Genomic DNA, 19,570 nt, shown 5'->3' with positions numbered 1-19,570 from the left:
ATGAAAAAAATAATGATGATGATTACTACTGCTTTGCTATTATGTGCAATTCTTGGAATGCCTGCTGGACAACAAACTCAGGCAGATGCTAAAAATGAGGTAGTGTTGCTTTTCTCTAGAGGTGCAGGATCATAAAAGGGAATCCACACTACGGAGGATAATTGGTTAAAAAACGATAAAGTGGATTAAAGTGTCAGACTCCTTATGGTATTCTAGTAAAAGAATATTCCATAAAAGGAGTCTTTTTTATATGAAAATATTAGATGCTCCATCTTTACTGTCAGCTGTCGAACAAAGGTCAAAAGTCTATCAGGAGCTTCGAGACGAAATGCAGCATGTGAAAAAAGCATTAAAAAGTGTGTCAGGATTAGGTGATGAATTTACTGGTAAAGGTGCAGACAATATCAAAGCCTTTTATGAGGATCTTGCGCTTTACACAGACACTTATCTTGACTTTATCGATATGCAAAAAGCGTTTTTAGATGGGGTGAAAGGAAAGCTTGATGACGAATCATTAGGCGGAACTACATTTATTGATGAGCACTTTTTAGACGCTCAACTGAAACAAGGCATTCAGAATAATAAAGATATGGTTAAGGAACAAAAAGAAGCTCTATCCACTATTTTTGATGACATCAGTGATCTCATAGAACTGAATGTATTTTCAAGTAAAGAGGTCAATGAACATTTAGATGATGCGAACAAAAAAAGAAAAGAGGCAATTGATGCTGTACATAAAATAGATCATGAGCTAAAAACAGAATACGCAAAATCAGAAGCGATTGAAAAACACCTCTCAACTTTTTATGCAAAAATGATGGCTGCTACAGGAAAAGGAAAAAATGCGCAGCCCATGTATTACGATGCAAAAGCATTTCATGAGACAGATGTGTACAAGAACCATGATAAAATCGATGCACAGGTGAAAACATATTTAAAAGTGAAAAAAGAAGAAAAAGAGAAACGAAGAATCAAAGAATTGAAAGAAAAGCTCAACGATCCTTCGTGTATATCAGAAGAGAAATACTTTGAGATTGTAGACGAAATTGGATATGAAAATCTTTCTTACGATCAAAAAATGTATTACAGCCAGCTTCTCCAGATCAAAGCGCAGGAAGAAGCATCAGAGGGGTTCGTTGAAGTTGTAAAAGGTGCAGCAGTTGGTCTATATGATGTGGCCAAAGATACAGTAGTTGGCATCTATGATCTTGTGACAGATCCTGGAGGTGCCGTTGAATCGGTCGTAACGGCTGTTTCACATCCAATTGAAACGTCGAAAGCGATTGGAAAGGCGATTTCAGACTCATTCCAAAAAGAAGTCATCGATGGTGATGCATATTCTCGATCACACTGGTTTGCCTATGCAACTGGTTCTCTAGCAGAAATCGTCTTTGGTTCTAAAGGGGCAGGTGCCATTACAAAAACGGGGACAACAGCAGCCAAAACGACGGTGAAGAAAGGCCTTGAGCAAGGAGCAAAATCATTAGACAGAGTTTCTATTCCGAATCTATTGCCATACTCACCAAAGTTTCAACTGGCTGGCGGCCCAAAGCTGCCGTATAACGTGTTTGACGGAGAAAATCTCAAAAATAAACTCCTCTCTATGGCAAAACGCCTGGACAATCAACCTGTATATGGAATCTCTAAAACAGGCAGACGATTACCAGCACCAAAATCGCCACCAGCCGTTGTTAGTTACGGAGATCACTATGTGAGATGGAAACGTAAAAAAGTGTTAAAACCAAATGTTGTTTATTCAACAAAGCAAGGCTACACCTACACAACCGATCACTACGGACGTATTGTCAAAGTCGAAGCAAGTGATTTAAAATACGGAGAGGTCAAAAGAAACCAATATGCCCAATCCAATTCAGGAAAGCCAGATCGATTACTGGATGATGATGGAGGTCATTTAATTGCGTCTATTTTTAAAGGATCAGGCGATGTTGATAACCTACTTCCAATGAATTCACAGATTAATCGAAGCGGCGGGAAATGGTACACCATGGAGCAACGGTGGTTGAAAGCCTTGAATTCAAATCCACCTAAACAAGTAGCAGTGAGCATTGAACCTATCTATAAGGGAGATTCATTACGACCTGTTAGTTTCTCTGTGGAGTATAAAATTGGAGAACGTTATTCTCAAGTATTTATTAAGAATCAACCTGGAGGTTAAAACCCAATGGAAGAATTAGAAATAAATTATAAAAAAATAGCAGAATCAATTAATGAATTAATACCATGTGATTGGGATAAAGTTTGGATGTATGCAGAAATACTTGATGATTCGGCTGAGATAGTGTTTTATTTTAAAGAACAAAATGGAAATGAATATGTTAATGGACATCAAATTCCTCATAAATATAGTGTAAGTAAGTCAACATACATCCACTTATTATACGAACTTAGTGAAATTTTTGAAGCATTGAAAAAGGCATATATACAAAATGATTTAGGTGCTTGGACAACAGCTACCCTCCAATTAGATTATAAAGGGAAATTCTCTATTGAGTATGGATATGATGATGTTTATTCATTAGGCATAGACAATGTACAAAGAATAGCAGTTTGGGAATATGAAACGTTCGGATTTTTACCCGACGATGAAGAAGATAAAGAAGCCGTATTAAATTATATAAAAAATAAAGACGATAACTAACTCAGAATACCCTCCGAATTAAGGAGGGTATTTGTTATATATTTTTTATAAGAAACTCATTTCCATTATCTAAACCGATAAACCGTCACCTCACAATCACCCAATACTTCTTCCATCATCTCTTCAACAATCGTCCAATCTCCGCCGGCCAAGCCGCAGCCAATCCCGTATGGAATGGCGATGGACGTTTGGTTTTTCTCTTCAGGTGAATGTGTCACTGTATCCTTTAGGTGTTGAAAGCAGCTGCGTAATGCATCGTAGTCGGTTTGCTTTCTTGTTCTTCCATACCCAGTTTGGGCAAATAGGTTGGCAATTGTTTTTCCGTCTTTTGTTGTGATAAGTTGAACGGAGCTTAACAAGTCATCTCCTTGTTCTGTACATAACTGTTTATAATCTTTGTACACATTCGGATATTTGCTTTTGATCTGTTTCGCTAATCCAGCGCCCATGACTCCTTTACAGTTCACCTGGTGACAGATGATGTCTTCGCTTGCCTCTAAAATGTTGCCATCCACCGTATTGATCATATGATGTAACCCCTTTTTGATAAAATGCAAACCTATGTTCTATTATAACAGTTGTCATCATGTTATTTAATAGCCAAAATGCTTTTGATGGGTTTATTTGAAGACAATTCAATATGAATCTGATTGTCAAAGTTGATACATGTCATCTAGAATATGGAGAGACTACAAACGCGAAATCAAGCAGAAACAGTGAGGGGTAACATATGAATCTATTAGAAACGAATCGGTTAATGATTAGACCGTTTTGCGATGAAGATGCGGCAGGAATGTTAGAGTACTTGGCTCATCCAAGAGTCAATTGTTTTCTTGATGATCGAATCTCTACATTGGAGGAAGCGGCTGCTAAGGTGCAAAAGAGAAAAGAAGATCACTCATATGTAGCGGTTTGTTTAAAAGAAAGTGGGCAGGTTATTGGTGAATTGTTTCATTTAAAAGAGGAGCCTGATACGTATGCAATTGGATGGAATTTTAATGCAGCATATGAAGGGAAAGGGTATGCGCGTGAGAGTGCTGAAGCATTCTTATCCTATTTATTTTTAGAAAAGAGAGCAAGGCGTCTTTATGCCTATGTAGAGGATGATAATGTCCGTTCACAGGCATTATGTGAGCGATTAGGCATGCGGAAAGAAGGCCTTTTTCTTGAGTTTATTTCATTTACGAACCATGAAGACGGCACACCTAAATATGAAAACACATATCAATATGCTTTGCTAAAAAAAGAATGGGCGCAACATCACTCTCGTTAAACAAGTTAGTACATGATGTTCAAGTGACAGCGAAGTGACAAACCTGTTATATGATTCCATAGTTTGTTCGTTCGATCGATGGAGGCAGACATCTCATTTCAATTATCCTTATCATAAATCATGTAAAAAGGGATGAAATGAGATGCGGGAATTTAATGAAGATTTATTTAGGTGGGTGAATCAGCTCAGTATTGATTATGGTTCCTTGAATCCGATATTTATTGGACTAGCTGAATATACAGTGCTGCTAGCAGCGCTCATGTGTTTGTTTGTATGGTTTCAAAATCGCAGCAGGTACAATAGGGCGATGGTCGTATCTGCTGGACTGACCTTCATATTGGCAGAGTTACTTGGAAAAATCGCAGGGCTCTTTTATTTCAATCAGCAGCCCTTTGCAGAAATGAGCCACGTCAATCTTTTGATTCAAAAGGAAGTGAATAACTCGTTTCCGAGTGATCATACCATCTTTATTTTTTCGATTTGCCTGATCTTTTGGCTGTTTCATAAACACCATTTTTATTGGCTGATCATTGCGTTTGCTGTTGGATTTTCAAGGATTTGGGTAGGGGTTCATTATCCATTTGATGTCTTCGCAGGAGCTGCTATAGCGTGTTTAACAGCAGCCGCTGTTGTATATTTGCCGATATTTCAAAAAAGTGTTAATTCCATCTTGTCATGTTATGAGTGGCTTGAACAGAAATTGGTAGGGAAGAGAACAAAATAACATGAAGCAGTAAAATACCCCGATCTGTTAACGGCTGAGATCGGGGTACTGTTTATTTTCGCCAAAACGTTGAACAATCCGCTTTGTCTTCGATATTAAATTCGATCATTTTTTTCAGTAGAGGATAATCAACTGGCAAGCTTTCTTTCATGCGAAACATCTTTTTTCCATGATCGTACCCAGCTCGTACAATGTCAGCTGAAAATTGATCAATTCCTTTTCCTTCTGGTGCGACAGAAATGTGATGTTTTGCCACGCTAAACCCAATAATAAATGTGCCGTGATCTGTGAACATAGGCTGATTCCAAGCAATTCTTGGCTCTAATTGAGGGAATGTGTCTTCTACCCATTGTAAGATGTCTTGAGTGCGCTGCTTCAGCTCGGGGTTACCGATGTTGCTGATATATTCTTCAAACACATGCATGATGTTTATCCTCCATTTCCATCGACCTCATAAGCCTCAGACGGGATTCGAACCCGCACTCCTTTCGTAAGCATAGGCTAGGGGGCAACACGCTTCCCTACGGAATTTCACCGACAGGAATCTCACCTGTCTCAGCTCATGTGCTTTTCGGTGCTTCTGAAACCCTTGCCTTGCGACCCGCCAGCTACAATTTGTTTTACGGCGCTCTTCCCTTCTAGAGCTACTGAGGCGTGTAAGTGATTGATCATATTATATAAAGAAACTGGATAAATGAAAAGCTGCGCTGATGACTGGTGCCGATGGTCCTTAGGCAATCGCACAAAATAGTCAAAGGCACATATGATAAAAGACCATATGGATTTGTATACAGCATTGAATTGGGCTGATGGAAAGTGACAAAACTGTTGATGAGTAAACTGAAAGAGATAAACAATCAAAAAAAAAATGATGGCTTTACTCACAAACGTTCATTGAGTTCTCCTTTTTTGCTCATCATGGAAGATGGGGAACCTTTCTACTCATGGGTGTTCTTTGAGAGAAGTATATTTAAGACTTGTTATTTTTCTTTGATTTCCATCAATGAAGAACAGAATTGTGTGGTGTTAGAGCTTCTTGTTCCGTGTTGCATGAGATCGTCGTGCTGTCAGAAAGTCTTGTATCGATCTAGCTCAAAAATCCTTGTCGACCTGTCTTTTTTATGCGGATTGATGAAAGTGAAGCTGCCTGTATATGATGCGCTCATATTAAAGAACATTGAATCTCATCACATCCTTCTTTATTTTTCAGCATCGTCCAGTTCGGTTGAAATATGGCGTAATGGAACAAAATTACTGAATACAGCAACAGTGGTTTTGCATCATCATGATGATCAAAATGTGCCAGTTTCTATCACCATTCAAACAAAAAAAACATGTCATGACATCTATGTCCAAAAGGGAGAAAGCCGGGCGGTTACGGTGAAAGATATGATGTTGATTTTAAAGAATCAAGCTGCTGAAAACGTGCAAGCGCGATTAGAAATACAATTAAACATGGTACAAAGGAAGAAAATAAGGCTTTAAGTTTGGGATAATCGCACAATCTTCGTAGATCACTAGATCATAGTCTATCAAGAATAGGTTGAAGGAGGGTTATAATGGCTATTTTAGGCGGGTGTAGTAATGAGCAAACAGGCTTTGTGAATGATGCAGTATGCTTCACGGTCGATTTAGCAGCTGCTGCTGATGCAGTTGTTGTCTGGACAGACGGAACACCATTTGTCATAAACGGGACCATTATGGTGGAAAACAATGGGATCGCAGCTGTAGCACCTACTGTGACATTAGAGGTAAACGGTGCGGCTGTTCCAGATTTCACAGTACCTCCAGGGGAGAGTCAATCCATTACGCTTAATGACCTGAACTCCATTGGGATTGTAGCTACTGGCGGGACCTCGACTGGAAGTATTGTCGTTTCTTTTTCTCTCAATTATCAGTATTAGTGTGTATGTCTTGAAGATTCCACAGATTGAAAGTAGTGAGAGACATGTGCGCCCAACTTAATATGTGTGGAGGTATAACGGGTCCAACGGGAGCAACGGGTCCAACCGGATCCACCGGCTCGACGGGAATAACCGGTCCAACGGGAGTAACCGGTCCAACGGGAATAACCGGTCCAACGGGAGTAACCGGCCCAACGGGAGCAACGGGTCCAACGGGAGTAACGGGTCCAACGGGAGTAACCGGCTCGACGGGAATAACCGGTCCAACGGGAGTAACCGGCTCGACGGGAATAACCGGTTCAACGGGAGCCACAGGCCCAACGGGAGCAACGGGTCCAACCGGAGCCACCGGCTCGACGGGAATAACCGGTCCAACGGGAGTAACCGGCTCGACGGGAATAACCGGTCCAACGGGAGTAACCGGCCCAACGGGAGCAACGGGTCCAACGGGAATAACCGGTCCAACGGGAGTAACCGGCCCAACGGGAGTAACCGGCTCGACGGGAATAACCGGTTCAACGGGAGTAACCGGCCCAACGGGAGTAACAGGCTCAACGGGAGTAACCGGTCCAACCGGAGCCACCGGCTCGACGGGAGTAACCGGTCCAACCGGAACAAGTGTAACGGCTAACTCAATGTACGCGTCCAATACGTCGGGAAGTACAGTTCTCGTTGTCTTAGGCGGAACAGCTGTTTCTTTGTCTAATAATCAGACTTTAGATGGTTTTACGGCAAGTGGTGGAAATACGGTATTTACAGTGCCAGTCTCAGGTCGCTATTTCATCACGTATCAAGTGAACACAAGCGTAGCACTGCTTGCTGGAACGAGGATTGTCAACAGCGGATCTGCCATTCCAGGCTCTATTTTATCACCCGCTTTATCGGCATCTACCTACAATGTATCACTTATTACAACGCTTACAGCAGGTAACCAAATTTCTCTCCAAATTTTCGGAGTGGTCGCAACAGTTGTCTTACTTGGAGGAGGATCGGTTGGAGCGGCATTAACCATCATACGATTGGAATAAGATCAAAAAGCCCCAAAAAGGGCTTTTTTCATTTTGAGATGTTCTTTTTTAAAAAAAGGCTAAATTTTTAGGCAAATATCATTGACTAGAAGAAAGAAACGCACTTTCAATGGAAACGGTTATTGAAGATTCAAGTGATTCATATTAAAATGATGTCAAATGGACTAATTAGCAATTGCTAATAGAAGTTCCATATTTAGTGAAATCATGTGCTGCAGCTGAAGGTGATTGGGGGTGTAGAATGAGCAAAGTTCCTGTTGCGGAATTGGCATCATTATTAAATGACTGGAACATGGAAATCAAAAAAGATCATGCAGATGAGGCAGAACGGTTATTTGCCAAAGCGAAACAAGCAGTAGAGGAAATTGACGATGCGGATATCCTCATATACTATTCTCTTCTTGAGAAAAGACATCACATTCTTATGTACAATTTAAGAGGGCAAAAGGGCAACGTTTCAACGAAAAGTATAGAGGGTCATTATGGAAAAAAAGAAGATGACCTGTCTAATCGTCTTGCCTATTATTTCGATTTCTATGAGGGTGTGTATGAGCAGCATCAAGGTAATTATGAGGTTGCATTGCAAATGTATCAAAGTGCTGAAAAGCTCTTAGATAAAATTCCAAGTGAGATAGAACGTGCTGATTTCGATTTTAAAGTGGCATGGCTTTACTACCGGCTTAGTCATATCATGCTCTCATTAAGCTATATCCGCAGAGCGCTCCACGTCTATAAGCGGCACAAGCAGTATGAAAGAAGAACAGCCCTTTCATACTCTCTTATAGCAGCGAATCTAACAGAGATCGGCCGGTATGAAGAGGCGCTTGAGAATTATCGTCTGGCAGAAGAAGTTTTGACAAGTGAGCAGGATGATTTTATGCTGGCTCAGCTTCATCACAATGTGGCCATTTTATATTCATTTTGGAACAAACCGAAGGAATCGATACGTCATCTTGAAAAAGCAATGTCCCATCAAGAGTACTATGATTCAGATTTCTTTTTCCATTCTACGTATCTGATCAGCCGGGAACTCTGTGTGATTGGTGAAAAGCAGCGTGCAAGCCAATATATAGAGGCTGCATATGCCAGAATAAAGGATGCTTCTCATGAAGTGTTTCAGCTAAAAATAGGCATCGTACATGATCTTTACTTAACGCATGCGCCACAAAGATTTCAGCAAATTGATGAGAAATTAAGAAAGTTAGAAGAGAAGAATGAATATCATGAAGTAAAAGAGCTATCACAATTTGCAGCAAAATATTGTGAAAAGCAAGCACTTTATGAGCAGTCTGTTTTTTACTTGAACAAAAGTTTAGAAGCGGATTTACATATGAAAAGAATGGGGTTGATTTAAGATGAAAACAGGATTAAAAGTATTATTTGTTGTCGGTTTAGCGGTCGCTGCGACTGTTCTATCGCAAAACGTTGCGGGTTCATTCGAAGTTGCAGAAAAAATCATTGGTGGTTAATACCATGTATCTCTCGCCCTTGTTGATATCGTCAGCAAGGGTTTTTTGTGTTTTAATAGGCTCTTCTTATTAAACGCTACAAGAACGTTTAATAAGAAGAATTCGCAACAAAGGGGGTGTGCAAATTTATTACCTGCTCCATTATTCTAAATAAACATAGGGCAGAGCAACAAGTTAAAAAGGTCACTTTTCTTTGCTTAATTTAATTTTTTGCAGGACTTTTCATTCAAATTTTATCAAATTGGTCTAATGTACATAGAAGGAAAAGAAAAAGCAGGAGCACCGCCCCTTTTGTCATGCATATGATGAGATAAGGTCTGATTTGAAGGCAGGTGATTGTATGTATCCACGGGTTTATGGTGGTTTTCATGGAGGCGGTTTTAGCGGAGGCGGGGCACATATTGGGCCAGTTGGTTCCCATATCGGCTTTGGCGGATATTATTTGAGCCCTGGTGTATTCTCTGGCTTAGGCGGTTTTCCCGGGTACGGAGGATTCGGGACATTTTCTGGATATCCATATGGTTCTACGTTCATCATGGGACGCCCTCCTGGTTTTTATGTAAGGAGTTATTAGTGTAAGATCACAATCATTGAAATAGCCTTCTAAAGAGAGGCTATTTCAATTGGTGAAAGTGCTTCAATCCAGCTGTTATCACAATGATTCCTAGGATGATGATCGGCAACCAAATGATGATAAACGGGTCGTAACGATCTGTGTATGCAGCAATAGCCGCACCTAGGCAGTAAAAGACAATAGATCCAATTCGCAGCAAGCTCACATGCTGAATAGGGGCTTTTCTTTTTTCCCTGTATGATATGCGCTGAGCTGCATCTTCAAATAGATTAGCGAGTGTACTCGTGAGAACAGTTGTAGAAATGCCAGCAACATTCAATTTACGAGCGGCTGCTGTCTGCATGCCCATGGCCATACTTAAAAGGATGATCAGCATAAAGTAAGCACCTTGTGTATAAGGGAAAATGGTCATGAAAGCAAATAGAAGCAAAATCATCACTTCTATGATAAAAATGCGTGTCACGGCTTTTGGCCAAAACGCTTTCTCATGCTTCCCGCCTACCACAACTGCAAGTAAAACCCCTAAAACGAATCCACTTAGAGCAATGATGGAATGCAGGGCCGTTAGCTGCAAGGAGCTTCCTGCTGCAATGCCGAGCAGCACAATATTACCTGTCATATTGGCTGTAAACACATGCCCTAGGCTTAAATATCCAATTACATCCACAATTCCTGCGGAAAGACATAAGAAAATCAAAGCTGTGTTACGAAATGAATGTGCGGTCAAAATCGTCATCCCTTTCTTCCTCTCTAATGAATAAGTGTAACGCTTCATGACCGCGGATGTCCATCTGATGAGAAGGTCACATGTGTGCAAGCTGATGTAAGACTTGTCTAAAAGCATCATCATTCACAAGGTGCCTCATGCGGCGGAACGGATCGCCTTTTTCCTTTAAACGCTCTATAACAGCTGGCATCGTAAAAAGAGTAGGATGAAGCTCATCATGATAGAGTTCGTCCCATTCAAGCGGTGTCGCAACAAGTCCAAGCTCATTTCCTCTCGGGGAATATGGAGCGATAATTGTTTTTCCAGCATCATGCTGAATGTAGTCTAAATACAAGCGATTGCCGCGATTTTTCTTAAGACGTTCCAGAGTAAATAGATCCGGTGCTTGCTCACATAAAAATTGGCATATAAACGAAGTGAATTGTCTTGTTTCTTCGTATGTGAAGGCATTTTTCTTTAAAGGAATATAGACTTGAAGCCCTTTGCCTCCGCTTGTCTTAATAAAGGCTGTGAGAAAAAGTCCGTCTAAAAGCGCTTTGATTCGTTTAGCAGCTTCGATGGCTAGATGAAATTCATTTACAGATGGCGGGTCCAGATCAAAGACGATTTCTGTCGGCCGATCCGTATCTCTTGTTTCAAAAGGGATATGAAATTCCATCGCCAGCTGGTTGCCAAGCCAAAGAAGCGTACGAGGATCATTACAGACCGTGTAAGAAATACCATCAACTTCATCTGTCAAAACAAAATCCGGCGCATAATCAGGAGTTGACTTTTGATAAAAGAATTCGTCTCTACTGCCGTGCGGATACCGAATTAAAGTAAGACGCCTTTCACGTAAAAAGGGCAAAAGATAGGGAGCCACTTGTCTTAAATAAAGTAAGTAATCTGCCTTGTTCAGTTGAAGGGCCGGGACAATAGGTTTCTCAGGGTGAGTGACGTCTATAACAATAGGGAGTGGATACAGCTGTTTGAGCATTTGCTGAATTGTACATGCTGCTGGATCCGCATCTAGTAAAAAGGAAGAAAAACGCGGCTCTCTTAACGCCGAACCATCAAAGGATATACACGCAATGCTGGCAACAATAGAAGGAGGGATTTCATATGTTGATCCTCCTGTTAACTGGCCCTTTGTCTGGAATAGCGTGCGCAGTGTTTGTTCTTCTTCTTTAGAAAATCCATGCTTGAATTGGACAACCTCGATGAGAGCCGAATCTTGATAAATGGAGCCTTGGAAATAGCCATTTTCTTTGTCAAAACGGGTTACAATGACAGACACATACCGCCAGTTTTTCATTTTTAGCCATTCTTTTGAACGAGTATTGTCATACCATTTACTCGTCTTTTTTTTCGCTACTAATCCTTCTGCTAAATACATCGTCATCAAGTTTTTCATGTATTCAGAGTCTGGGTCTGTATGAATGACCTGCAGAAGGGAAGGGTGCTCCAGCTGAACTGATGAAGGGAGTTTTGCGTCTTGGAAAACTTGTTGCAGCTGATTTTTTCTTTCCGTCAACGGTAAATCAACGAGAGGTTTCCCTTTACATCTTAATAGATCAAACGCAATGAAATGACATGGAAATCGTTCAGCCTGTCGTTGAATGGCTTCTTTGTTTTTCAGCCTGCCTCTTTGCTGAACCTTCGCGAACTCGCTTTGCTGTTCACTCAGTAAAAAGACCAATTCTCCGTCAAGCGTCAGCGGTAAAAAGGGAGCAAATTGGTCTCTTAATTGTTCGCACTGCTCCATCACTTCAGGAAACTGCTCATTTAGCCGTTTTCCGGCCCTGCTTTCTAAACGAATCTCGTCTTCTTCCCATACAAGAATAGCCCGAAAGCCATCATATTTTAATTCATACACCCAGTCTGCACCGGCAGGTATATCATGTGCAGGTGTTAATCGCATAGGTTTCATTGTGCATGTCACTTCCTTATATCATGTGTTCTTAGAGTGGGATGAAATTTTCAATCACATACATAAGTCTGATGAAAACATTACATAGTAAGGAGAAAAGAACGGAGGAAGCACGATGCATACAGTTTGGAAAGGCGGCATTAGTTTCGGATTGGTCAATATTCCAGTCAAGCTGTTTACCGCTACAGAGAACAAAGACATTAAATTAAGACAGCTGCATAAAGAGTGTCACACGCCCATTAACTACAAGAAAGTGTGTGCCCATTGCGGTGAAGAGGTAGCGCCGGAACAAATCGTGAAGGCGTATGAATATGCGAAAAATAAATTTATTGAATTGGACGATGAAGAGCTAGAAAAACTGCGAAAAGAAAATGAAGAAAAAGCCGTTGAAATCATTGATTTTGTGAAGATTGAAGAGATTGATCCCATCTATTATGAAAGAAGTTACTTCTTATCACCGGATACCGGGGGAGCGAAGGCTTATTCATTATTAAGAAAAGCTCTAGAGGAATCTGGGAAAATTGGTGTGGCAAAAATTATGATCCGCTCAAAGGAGCAATTAGCGATCGTTAGGTGCTATGAACATATTTTGCTGATGGAAACCATTCATTTCCCTGACGAAATTAGACAAGTATCAGATGTACCGAATATCCCCCAAGAGGAGAACATTGTCAAGAAAGAGTTAGATACAGCGCTCCTTTTAATCGAGCAGCTGACCACAACATTCGATCCAGCGGCATATCAGGATGAATACAGAGAACAGCTGATGAATTTAATTGGCGATAAAATATCTGGAGAACATACCGTTCAGCCAGAAACGACAGGCAAAAAAGATCCTGCATCCAATGTGACTGATTTGATGGCCGCACTACAGGCATCAATCGACCGATCAAAACCAGCCAAAGCGAAAAAAGCAGCACCTAAGAAAAGAAAAACACCAGCGAAAAAAGAAAAGAATGCATAAAATAAGACCGCTGACAAGCGGTCTTAAATTGTTGACAAAAGACTAAAATGATCTTTATTTTAGCCTTTTGTTTTCCTTCAGCGTGATAGAAAACCTTTGCAGTCTAGGAAGGAACGAGTACCGGAGCGGAGCGAATTTAACATTCGTGAGCACCGGCACGCAGGACTGACACCGAATGCGAGGGTTTGTCTACACGCTAAGACCGCTGACGAGCGGTCTTATTGCGGCTTTAACACATCCTGAATCGTCCCATCTTTTCGGTGAATGACAACAGATGTTCCTTTATTAGCTGAAATCTCCTTTGCCCGGTCAATTGCTTCTTGTTTTGTTTCTTTGACATCACTTGCTTGTTTCGCTTTCTCTGTTTGAACCGCCCAGCCTTCCTCGTGTTTTACTACATGCTGCGCATGATCCATGAGCTCTGGTCTCGAAGAGCTGCTGCCTTCAGAAGGTTTGACAGAACCATGAGATGAGAAATTTTCTATCTCTTTCTCTGTGGCATTCTTTTTCCACTCTTTCGCTTGACTGATTGCAATTGGAATGGCTCTATTTTCCTCATAGCCTTCCTGAATCATCTTATTGGCAATCTCAAGCGCTTTTTTTCGAATGACGTTGTCTAATGATTGAAATGAAGCTGGATAATCGTTCATCGTCCAAGGCATATAAACCGCTCCTTTCTGTTATTTTATTTGAACACCTTCCCCCATCTGCAAAGGGTCAAACATACAATGTCTCTCAAACCAATGTTAGAGCTAAAATACATCGTTTTGCTGAGGCAGAATTTCATCAACTCCCGCAGAATAGAAGGTAGAAAAGGAGTGATTTTGATGATGATAAAAGGACTGTATGAAGCACATTTACCTGTGAGTGACTTGAAGACATCTATTGCGTTTTATGAAAAATTGGGATTGACACTTGCTCATGAGAATGAAAGAGTAGCCTTTTTATGGATTGAGAAAGGAAAGAGCTGGCTTGGCATATGGAAAGCAGATATGTCCACTATTCCATATCACGTAGCAACTCGACATTTAGCCTTCCAAATTAAAACATCCAGCATCGAACAGATCAAATCCTGGCTGATCGAAAGAGGCATCAGCATTCATCCAATGTTTGGTTTTTCAGAAGAAAAGCAGCCTTTAGTTCTCGATAATCCGCCGCAATTTCATGCAGCGATCTATTTTCTTGACCCAGATGAGAATCTGCTTGAATGCATTGCTCCGCTTGAACTTGATACAGGAGAAGACTACGATATCATGACGTATGAGGATTGGGAACGAAAGAAAAATCCGTTTATTGATTGACAAAATCACTTATTGTAACTATATTGATTACAACGGTGGTGAAAGATTGTGAAACAAATTAGCAGCAGGTATCCGATTGCTGTTCATATTGTGTCATTTATTGCAGGTGTTCCAAAAGAGTGTACTAGTGATTTTATTGCAGAGAGCGTGAATTCAAATCCAGCCATTGTTCGAAAAATGATGGCAATGCTCAAACGGGCGGGTCTCATTGAGATTCGCCGCGGAGTAGGCGGTGCTTATTTAAAAAGAGCGGCTGGGGATATTACGCTGTTAGATGTGTATCGTGCTGTGGATGTAAGCGAGGATGAAGAATTGTTTAACTTTCATCAGCCCGTCATCGCATGCCCGATTGGTCAAGCGATGGACACGAGACTTCGGCATGAACTAAAAGAAGCACAAGCTGCACTTGAGAATCACCTAAAGCAAGTGACAATTCAGCAATTATTAACAGAGGCGGAATAAAAAAGCTCGTACATGGGAGCTTTTTTTACACCTTTGTTGTAACCATTTCGATTATAACGAATGCACATCACCGTTGAACGAAAAATGAGGAGGTCAAACAAATGAAATTATTAGTAACAGGTGCAACAGGACAACTTGGATCGCTCGTCGTCAAGCATTTGCTCACAAAAGTACCGGCTGAACAAATTGCAGTCAGTGTTCGAAATCCGCAAAAAGCAGCACATTTGAAGGATGCTGGGGTGGATGTACGCCGTGGAGATTTTACTCAGCCAGACACCCTGACATCAGCATTTGAGGGCATTGACCGTCTGTTGATCATTTCAACGGCGGATGGAGACCGCGTGCAGCAGCATAAAGCGGCAATCGAAGCGGCGAAAGCAGCAAATGTGAGTTTTATTGCTTATACAAGTGTTGTCAATGCAAGAGAGAGTCAGCTTGTCCTTGCAAATGACCATGCCAAAACAGAAGAAGCCATTTTGGCCTCTGGCATTCCTCATGTATTTTTAAGAAACAACTGGTATGTTGAAAACGAAAAAGATACGATTCTGGCGTCAGTCAGCGGCGCACCATTTTTAAGCCCTATTGGCGAAGGAAAGGTTGGCTGGGCAGCAAGAAATGACTACGCAGAAGCGGCAGCAAATGCGTTATCACTTCCAGTACATGATCAGGAGATATATGAACTGTCAGGACCTCTTCGGACGCATAGTGAACTTGCACAAATTGTCAGCAAGGTGAGCGGAAAAGAAATCAAAGTAGAAAAAATAGATGTAGATACATTTGGAGAATTTTTAGCTTCAAATGGTGTACCAAAAGAAGCAGTGCCATTTGTCAAAGCCATTCAAAGCGGCATTCGCGATGGTGCATTAGCTGTCGAAAGCCAAGATTTCGAAACATTACTAGGCCGGCCGTTAACACCTATTGAAGAAAGAATTCGTGAATTGATTTCAAAATAAACATCAAAAAACGCCCTATGAAAAGGGTGTTTTTTTCATCCAACAAGCTGACGCCAGATTAAAAAATCATCTTGCCACTAGGTGAATGGACATAGTAAGATGACGACATATAAGATGAACTGCTCATCTACTGCTGATGTAAAGGAAGCTGCTAATGGAAATCAAGACAACTGCTCAAACGAAATCAATTGCACTGCCACTTGTGATTTCGATAATTGCTATTTCGTTTTCTGCAATCATTGTGAAATGGTCAAATGCACCTGCTGCTATTTTAAGTATGTATCGAATGATCTTTGCGGCGGCTTTCATGCTGCCATTTATCCTGCCAAGAAAAAAAGAATTTCTCTCAATAAAACGCAGAGACTGGTTTTTCTTATGTATGTCAGGCTTCTTTTTAGGCCTCCATTTTGTGCTGTGGTTTGGCTCACTAAAGCTGACGACAGTGGCAAGCTCTACCATTATTATCGCTCTACAACCGATGGTGTCCTTATTAGGCGGATTCCTCATTTTCCGTGAACGAACGACGATGTCTGCTCTATTGACGATGTGTGCAGCGATTGTTGGTGCCCTTATGATAGGCTGGGGAGATATTGGTCATAGCAAGGAAGCCATCTTAGGAGATATTTTATCCTTTTTGAGTGTGATCGCTGTTGTTTGTTACTTGTTAATAGGTCAACAGGCTGTCAGAAAAATATCTCATTGGATTTATAGTTTTTGTGTATTTGGTTTTGCCGGTCTTTTTTTAATTTTATTCAATCTGATTCAGCAAACCCCTTTTATAGGCTATCCGGCTAAAGAATGGGGAATCTTTTTTTTGCTCGCTATCATTCCCACTATGTCTCATGTCATTAATAATTGGCTTTTAACTTATGTTAATGCGACAACCATTTCAATGAGTATACTTGGAGAACCTGTTGGGGCAACGATCCTTGCTGTATGGCTGCTTGGAGAGAAAGTCACGCTGCTCCAAATGCTTGGCGGTCTGCTTGTTCTTTTAGGTGTTTTTTTCTTTTTGATGCAGCAGCGTCAAGGAATCGTGATGAAAACAAAAAAATCCGGTTAGCTCCCGGATTTTTTACTCTTTTAGATCGTTTTTTTCAATTACTTTGTTTAATCTTGCCTCGATTTTTTTCAATTCCATTCGTTTTCTTCTAATCATGCGAAATGCGATGACAATGATTGTCACAATAAAGGCAATGAACAGAAGAGAGAACATTTGAAATAGAAGATCTCCCATATTGAATGCCATATTCTCTCCATTAGACATACATAAAACCTCCCTTTCTATCTATATATTACCATAATCAATAAAAGATTGAGATTTATCCATAATTTATCTATAATAGGTAAAATATCACTCATTAAAGGAGAACCAATATGAGAACTTTAGTCCTTTTACGAGGTCTCCCAGGCGCAGGTAAATCAACATGGATCAAAGAACAAGGCTTAGAGCCTTACACTTTATCAGCGGATCAAATCCGGCTGTTAACCCAGCCACCGCAGCTATCAGTCAATGGGAAACTAGACATTTCAAGCAAGCATGACCACAAAGTTTGGTCTTTATTATTCGATTTACTCACAGCCCGTATGGACCGAGGAGACTTTACTGTGATTGATGCGACACATAATTCAAGCAAATCAATTTCTCAATATAAGTCTTTAGCGACATCTTATCGTTACAGGGTGTATGTCGTCGATTTCACGCAGGTGCCCCTTGAAACAGCTCTTTTACAAAATCGCTCACGTGAATCTCACAAAGTGGTGCGGGAATCTGTTTTGTATCAAATGAACGAGCGGTTAAAAACAGAAAAGGTCCCATCATGGGTGACTGTTTTGAAGCCGGAGGAATATCCGCAAGTGATGACCTATCAGCCTCGATCCTTTGATCAATATGAGGCCATTCATGTTTTCGGAGATATTCACGGTTGTTACACCGCACTTACCACCTATTTGCAAGGAGATATCAAAGAAAACGAACTTTATATCTTTGCAGGTGACCTTCTTGATAGAGGGATAGAAAACAAAGAAGTATTAGAATGGATGCTCGCCCATAGAGAATGCCGGAATGTCATCGTCATTGAAGGCAATCATGATCAGCATTTATACCGGTTTGCGCATGGTGAAAAGGTCAAAAGCAATATGTTTAATCGTCATACTGCGCCTGAAATCGAAGCAGCTGATTTTGATTTAAAAGAAGTACGAAAGTTTGTTAGAACATTTCACCAGCTTACGTATTTTACATACCATGGCCAGACATTTCTTGTTACCCACGGGGGGCTTGCTCATTTGCCAGAAGAGCTTCTGCATGTCTCAACACAGCAGCTCATTCACGGCGTAGGAGAATATTCAGATGACATTGATCACTTGTTTGTTCAAAACACGGCTGGGCTGGATGTCATCCAAATTCACGGTCATCGCAATTTATACAGACTGCCAATTCACGCAGCGGAAAGATCTTATAACCTAGAAGGTCAGGTTGAATTTGGGGGGCAGCTGCGGGTGTTGAAAATCACGGCTGAAGGGATTGAGACTCATGAAATTGACAATCCAGTCTACAGGGCCTCTGAGAAAAAACAATCAGCTGCTGTTCAGCCAGATATTTCACTGGATGATTTTTTAGCTCATTTAGATCAGCATGAATATGTACAGGAATTAAAGCTTCCGCACCATATTTCATCCTTTAATTTTACGAAAAAGGCTTTTAGTGAGCGGCAATGGGACGATGTGAATGTGAAGGCAAGAGGTTTGTTTGTCAACATGGTTTCAAAGCAGATTGTGTCTAGAAGCTACAATAAATTTTTTAACATTGATGAGCGTCCAGAGACAAGAATGCAGCATTTAGTGAACCATCTACAATTCCCTGTCACCGTATATGATAAAGCAAATGGATACTTAGGAACTGTTGGGTATAATGAAATGGAAGATGAATTGGTGTTTACGTCCAAATCGTATACATCACATGTGAAACAAAATCAGCATGCTTCCTGGGTCGAAGAGCTATTTTATAAGACCTTCGATGACGTGCAGGCTGACTACATCAAATCATACGTCCGTGACCAGCATGTATCTCTGGTGTTTGAAGTCATTTTGCCAGAAAAAGATCCACATATTATCACATATGAACAAGATCAACTCATTTTACTCGATATAGTGAAGCGGCAGTTAAGCTACGAAAAAGCACCATTCGCTGAAGTGAAAAGATTAAGAAAGCAGCTTGGAATATCCAGCAAGCAGGAAGTGGCTGTTTTCCATGATTGGACGTCTTTTTATAAATGGTATCAAGCGGTCTCTCATGATGACACAATTAAAGAAGAGGGATATGTCATGGAGGACGCTCGCGGCTTTATGACCAAACTCAAGCTCCCTTATTATCAATTCTGGAAGCAGATGCGCGGGATCAAGCAGCGCGTTGCAGAGAAGCGTTCCTCGCAAAAATATATGAATGCTTTGCAAACAGCGGAGCAAGCTAGGTTCTATACATGGCTTCTTGAGCAAGAAGCAGATCATGTGAGGAATAGCTCAATTATTGAACTGCGATCACAATTTGAACAAAGCAGTACTGCCCAATTGAATAATGATGAAATAAATGCATAGTCTAACAAAGAGTCTTTTCTAAGGAAAAG

22 protein-coding genes are annotated in these 19,570 nt (G+C 40.9%); 16 read left to right on the top strand and 6 right to left on the bottom strand.

Features of this window, described 5'->3' with window-relative positions:
- The 3 genes from QSJ46_RS09695 (at position 1) to QSJ46_RS09685 (ending at position 2,659) form a co-directional block, all read left to right on the top strand.
- Positions 1-135: a hypothetical protein gene (locus QSJ46_RS09695; protein ID WP_258182627.1), complete on the top strand. Its 135-nt coding sequence runs from the start codon at positions 1-3 to the stop codon at positions 133-135.
- A 115-nt stretch (positions 136-250) separates the two neighbouring features.
- The gene (locus QSJ46_RS09690; RefSeq protein WP_285604657.1) at positions 251-2,176 is read left to right on the top strand and encodes a T7SS effector LXG polymorphic toxin; all 1,926 of its coding nucleotides are present in this window, start codon (positions 251-253) and stop codon (positions 2,174-2,176) included.
- Between the two features lie 6 nt (positions 2,177-2,182).
- Positions 2,183-2,659: an immunity protein YezG family protein gene (locus QSJ46_RS09685; protein ID WP_041109174.1), complete on the top strand. Its 477-nt coding sequence runs from the start codon at positions 2,183-2,185 to the stop codon at positions 2,657-2,659.
- Between the two features lie 65 nt (positions 2,660-2,724).
- Here the strand turns inward: QSJ46_RS09685 and QSJ46_RS09680 are convergent, their stop codons facing one another.
- The gene (locus QSJ46_RS09680) at positions 2,725-3,186 is read right to left on the bottom strand and encodes a macro domain-containing protein (protein ID WP_285604656.1); all 462 of its coding nucleotides are present in this window, start codon (positions 3,184-3,186) and stop codon (positions 2,725-2,727) included.
- A gap of 203 nt (positions 3,187-3,389) precedes the next feature.
- On the opposite strand from QSJ46_RS09680, the gene QSJ46_RS09675 reads away from it, so the two are divergent.
- Together QSJ46_RS09675 and QSJ46_RS09670 are read left to right on the top strand one after the other, a co-directional pair.
- Positions 3,390-3,932, top strand: coding sequence for a GNAT family N-acetyltransferase (locus QSJ46_RS09675; protein ID WP_047203952.1), 543 nt, complete (start codon positions 3,390-3,392; stop codon positions 3,930-3,932).
- A 142-nt stretch (positions 3,933-4,074) separates the two neighbouring features.
- Positions 4,075-4,656 carry an undecaprenyl-diphosphatase gene (locus QSJ46_RS09670; protein WP_285604655.1) on the top strand — a complete coding sequence of 194 codons (582 nt, stop codon included), beginning with the start codon at positions 4,075-4,077 and terminating at the stop codon, positions 4,654-4,656.
- A gap of 52 nt (positions 4,657-4,708) precedes the next feature.
- Here QSJ46_RS09670 and QSJ46_RS09665 read toward each other — a convergent pair whose 3' ends face one another.
- Complete coding sequence (locus QSJ46_RS09665; RefSeq protein WP_047203954.1) at positions 4,709-5,080, bottom strand: iron chaperone; 372 nt, start codon at positions 5,078-5,080, stop codon at positions 4,709-4,711.
- Between the two features lie 407 nt (positions 5,081-5,487).
- Here QSJ46_RS09665 and QSJ46_RS09660 point away from each other — a divergent pair, with 407 nt between their 5' ends.
- From QSJ46_RS09660 to QSJ46_RS09640, 5 genes are all read left to right on the top strand, one after another.
- Positions 5,488-6,141 carry a CotZ-related putative spore coat protein gene (locus tag QSJ46_RS09660; protein ID WP_047203955.1) on the top strand — a complete coding sequence of 218 codons (654 nt, stop codon included), beginning with the start codon at positions 5,488-5,490 and terminating at the stop codon, positions 6,139-6,141.
- A 74-nt stretch (positions 6,142-6,215) separates the two neighbouring features.
- Positions 6,216-6,560 (top strand): DUF3992 domain-containing protein, encoded by a 345-nt coding sequence (locus QSJ46_RS09655; protein ID WP_047203956.1) that lies wholly within the window; start codon positions 6,216-6,218, stop codon positions 6,558-6,560.
- Between the two features lie 635 nt (positions 6,561-7,195).
- Entirely contained in the window at positions 7,196-7,588 is a 393-nt protein-coding gene (locus tag QSJ46_RS09650; RefSeq protein WP_060697775.1) for a BclA C-terminal domain-containing protein, read from the top strand.
- Positions 7,589-7,829: 241 nt separating this feature from the next.
- On the top strand, positions 7,830-8,942 hold the full coding sequence (locus QSJ46_RS09645; protein ID WP_047203094.1) for a response regulator aspartate phosphatase: 1,113 nt from the start codon (positions 7,830-7,832) through the stop codon (positions 8,940-8,942).
- Between the two features lie 455 nt (positions 8,943-9,397).
- Positions 9,398-9,631 carry a hypothetical protein gene (locus QSJ46_RS09640; protein ID WP_024425111.1) on the top strand — a complete coding sequence of 78 codons (234 nt, stop codon included), beginning with the start codon at positions 9,398-9,400 and terminating at the stop codon, positions 9,629-9,631.
- 40 nt (positions 9,632-9,671) lie between these two features.
- Here QSJ46_RS09640 and QSJ46_RS09635 read toward each other — a convergent pair whose 3' ends face one another.
- Positions 9,672-10,367 carry a YoaK family protein gene (locus QSJ46_RS09635; protein ID WP_106025124.1) on the bottom strand — a complete coding sequence of 232 codons (696 nt, stop codon included), beginning with the start codon at positions 10,365-10,367 and terminating at the stop codon, positions 9,672-9,674.
- Positions 10,368-10,434: 67 nt separating this feature from the next.
- Positions 10,435-12,267, bottom strand: coding sequence for a DNA ligase D (locus QSJ46_RS09630; protein WP_285604654.1), 1,833 nt, complete (start codon positions 12,265-12,267; stop codon positions 10,435-10,437).
- A gap of 115 nt (positions 12,268-12,382) precedes the next feature.
- Here QSJ46_RS09630 and ku point away from each other — a divergent pair, with 115 nt between their 5' ends.
- Positions 12,383-13,231, top strand: a complete 849-nt coding sequence (gene ku, locus QSJ46_RS09625) for a non-homologous end joining protein Ku (RefSeq protein WP_285604653.1) — start codon at positions 12,383-12,385, stop codon at positions 13,229-13,231.
- 218 nt (positions 13,232-13,449) lie between these two features.
- Here ku and QSJ46_RS09620 read toward each other — a convergent pair whose 3' ends face one another.
- Positions 13,450-13,893 (bottom strand): DUF2188 domain-containing protein, encoded by a 444-nt coding sequence (locus tag QSJ46_RS09620; RefSeq protein WP_285604652.1) that lies wholly within the window; start codon positions 13,891-13,893, stop codon positions 13,450-13,452.
- Between the two features lie 165 nt (positions 13,894-14,058).
- Between QSJ46_RS09620 and QSJ46_RS09615 the strand changes: the two genes are divergently transcribed.
- The 4 genes from QSJ46_RS09615 to QSJ46_RS09600 all read left to right on the top strand — a co-directional run bounded on the left by QSJ46_RS09615 (position 14,059) and on the right by QSJ46_RS09600 (position 17,010).
- Positions 14,059-14,532, top strand: a complete 474-nt coding sequence (locus tag QSJ46_RS09615) for a VOC family protein (RefSeq protein ID WP_052773114.1) — start codon at positions 14,059-14,061, stop codon at positions 14,530-14,532.
- Positions 14,533-14,580: 48 nt separating this feature from the next.
- A complete protein-coding gene (locus QSJ46_RS09610) occupies positions 14,581-14,994 on the top strand; it encodes an Rrf2 family transcriptional regulator (RefSeq protein ID WP_059375422.1) in 414 nt (137 codons plus the stop codon).
- 101 nt (positions 14,995-15,095) lie between these two features.
- Positions 15,096-15,947: an SDR family oxidoreductase gene (locus tag QSJ46_RS09605; protein ID WP_285604651.1), complete on the top strand. Its 852-nt coding sequence runs from the start codon at positions 15,096-15,098 to the stop codon at positions 15,945-15,947.
- Positions 15,948-16,101: 154 nt separating this feature from the next.
- Positions 16,102-17,010 carry a DMT family transporter gene (locus QSJ46_RS09600; protein ID WP_285604650.1) on the top strand — a complete coding sequence of 303 codons (909 nt, stop codon included), beginning with the start codon at positions 16,102-16,104 and terminating at the stop codon, positions 17,008-17,010.
- A gap of 12 nt (positions 17,011-17,022) precedes the next feature.
- Here the strand turns inward: QSJ46_RS09600 and QSJ46_RS09595 are convergent, their stop codons facing one another.
- On the bottom strand, positions 17,023-17,214 hold the full coding sequence (locus tag QSJ46_RS09595) for a hypothetical protein (protein ID WP_285604649.1): 192 nt from the start codon (positions 17,212-17,214) through the stop codon (positions 17,023-17,025).
- Between the two features lie 110 nt (positions 17,215-17,324).
- Here QSJ46_RS09595 and QSJ46_RS09590 point away from each other — a divergent pair, with 110 nt between their 5' ends.
- Positions 17,325-19,541, top strand: a complete 2,217-nt coding sequence (locus tag QSJ46_RS09590) for an RNA ligase (protein WP_285604648.1) — start codon at positions 17,325-17,327, stop codon at positions 19,539-19,541.
- Positions 19,542-19,570 lie beyond the last annotated feature (29 nt).

This window comes from Bacillus sp. YKCMOAS1, from assembly GCF_030268125.1.
GTDB classification, from domain to species: domain Bacteria; phylum Bacillota; class Bacilli; order Bacillales; family Bacillaceae; genus Bacillus; species Bacillus safensis.
The sequence above is the reverse complement of the archived record's forward strand: the minus strand, read 5'-3'. Positions and strand labels throughout refer to the sequence as shown.

Bases quoted from the DNA above. Each gene is read 5' to 3' on its own strand.
- QSJ46_RS09645 (WP_047203094.1), top strand. From the start codon at position 7,830: ATGAGCAAAGTTCCTGTTGCGGAATTGGCATCATTATTAAATGACTGG.
- QSJ46_RS09655 (WP_047203956.1), top strand. From the start codon at position 6,216: ATGGCTATTTTAGGCGGGTGTAGTAATGAGCAAACAGGCTTTGTGAAT.
- QSJ46_RS09695 (WP_258182627.1), top strand. From the start codon at position 1: ATGAAAAAAATAATGATGATGATTACTACTGCTTTGCTATTATGTGCA.
- ku (WP_285604653.1), top strand. From the start codon at position 12,383: ATGCATACAGTTTGGAAAGGCGGCATTAGTTTCGGATTGGTCAATATT.
- QSJ46_RS09680 (WP_285604656.1), bottom strand. From the start codon at position 3,186: ATGATCAATACGGTGGATGGCAACATTTTAGAGGCAAGCGAAGACATC.
- QSJ46_RS09615 (WP_052773114.1), top strand. From the start codon at position 14,059: ATGATGATAAAAGGACTGTATGAAGCACATTTACCTGTGAGTGACTTG.
- QSJ46_RS09590 (WP_285604648.1), top strand. From the start codon at position 17,325: ATGAGAACTTTAGTCCTTTTACGAGGTCTCCCAGGCGCAGGTAAATCA.
- QSJ46_RS09595 (WP_285604649.1), bottom strand. From the start codon at position 17,214: ATGTCTAATGGAGAGAATATGGCATTCAATATGGGAGATCTTCTATTT.
- QSJ46_RS09650 (WP_060697775.1), top strand. From the start codon at position 7,196: ATGTACGCGTCCAATACGTCGGGAAGTACAGTTCTCGTTGTCTTAGGC.
- QSJ46_RS09670 (WP_285604655.1), top strand. From the start codon at position 4,075: ATGCGGGAATTTAATGAAGATTTATTTAGGTGGGTGAATCAGCTCAGT.
- QSJ46_RS09685 (WP_041109174.1), top strand. From the start codon at position 2,183: ATGGAAGAATTAGAAATAAATTATAAAAAAATAGCAGAATCAATTAAT.
- QSJ46_RS09660 (WP_047203955.1), top strand. From the start codon at position 5,488: ATGAGTAAACTGAAAGAGATAAACAATCAAAAAAAAAATGATGGCTTT.
- QSJ46_RS09600 (WP_285604650.1), top strand. From the start codon at position 16,102: ATGGAAATCAAGACAACTGCTCAAACGAAATCAATTGCACTGCCACTT.
- QSJ46_RS09620 (WP_285604652.1), bottom strand. From the start codon at position 13,893: ATGCCTTGGACGATGAACGATTATCCAGCTTCATTTCAATCATTAGAC.
- QSJ46_RS09640 (WP_024425111.1), top strand. From the start codon at position 9,398: ATGTATCCACGGGTTTATGGTGGTTTTCATGGAGGCGGTTTTAGCGGA.
- QSJ46_RS09675 (WP_047203952.1), top strand. From the start codon at position 3,390: ATGAATCTATTAGAAACGAATCGGTTAATGATTAGACCGTTTTGCGAT.
- QSJ46_RS09665 (WP_047203954.1), bottom strand. From the start codon at position 5,080: ATGCATGTGTTTGAAGAATATATCAGCAACATCGGTAACCCCGAGCTG.
- QSJ46_RS09630 (WP_285604654.1), bottom strand. From the start codon at position 12,267: ATGAAACCTATGCGATTAACACCTGCACATGATATACCTGCCGGTGCA.
- QSJ46_RS09605 (WP_285604651.1), top strand. From the start codon at position 15,096: ATGAAATTATTAGTAACAGGTGCAACAGGACAACTTGGATCGCTCGTC.
- QSJ46_RS09690 (WP_285604657.1), top strand. From the start codon at position 251: ATGAAAATATTAGATGCTCCATCTTTACTGTCAGCTGTCGAACAAAGG.
- QSJ46_RS09635 (WP_106025124.1), bottom strand. From the start codon at position 10,367: ATGACGATTTTGACCGCACATTCATTTCGTAACACAGCTTTGATTTTC.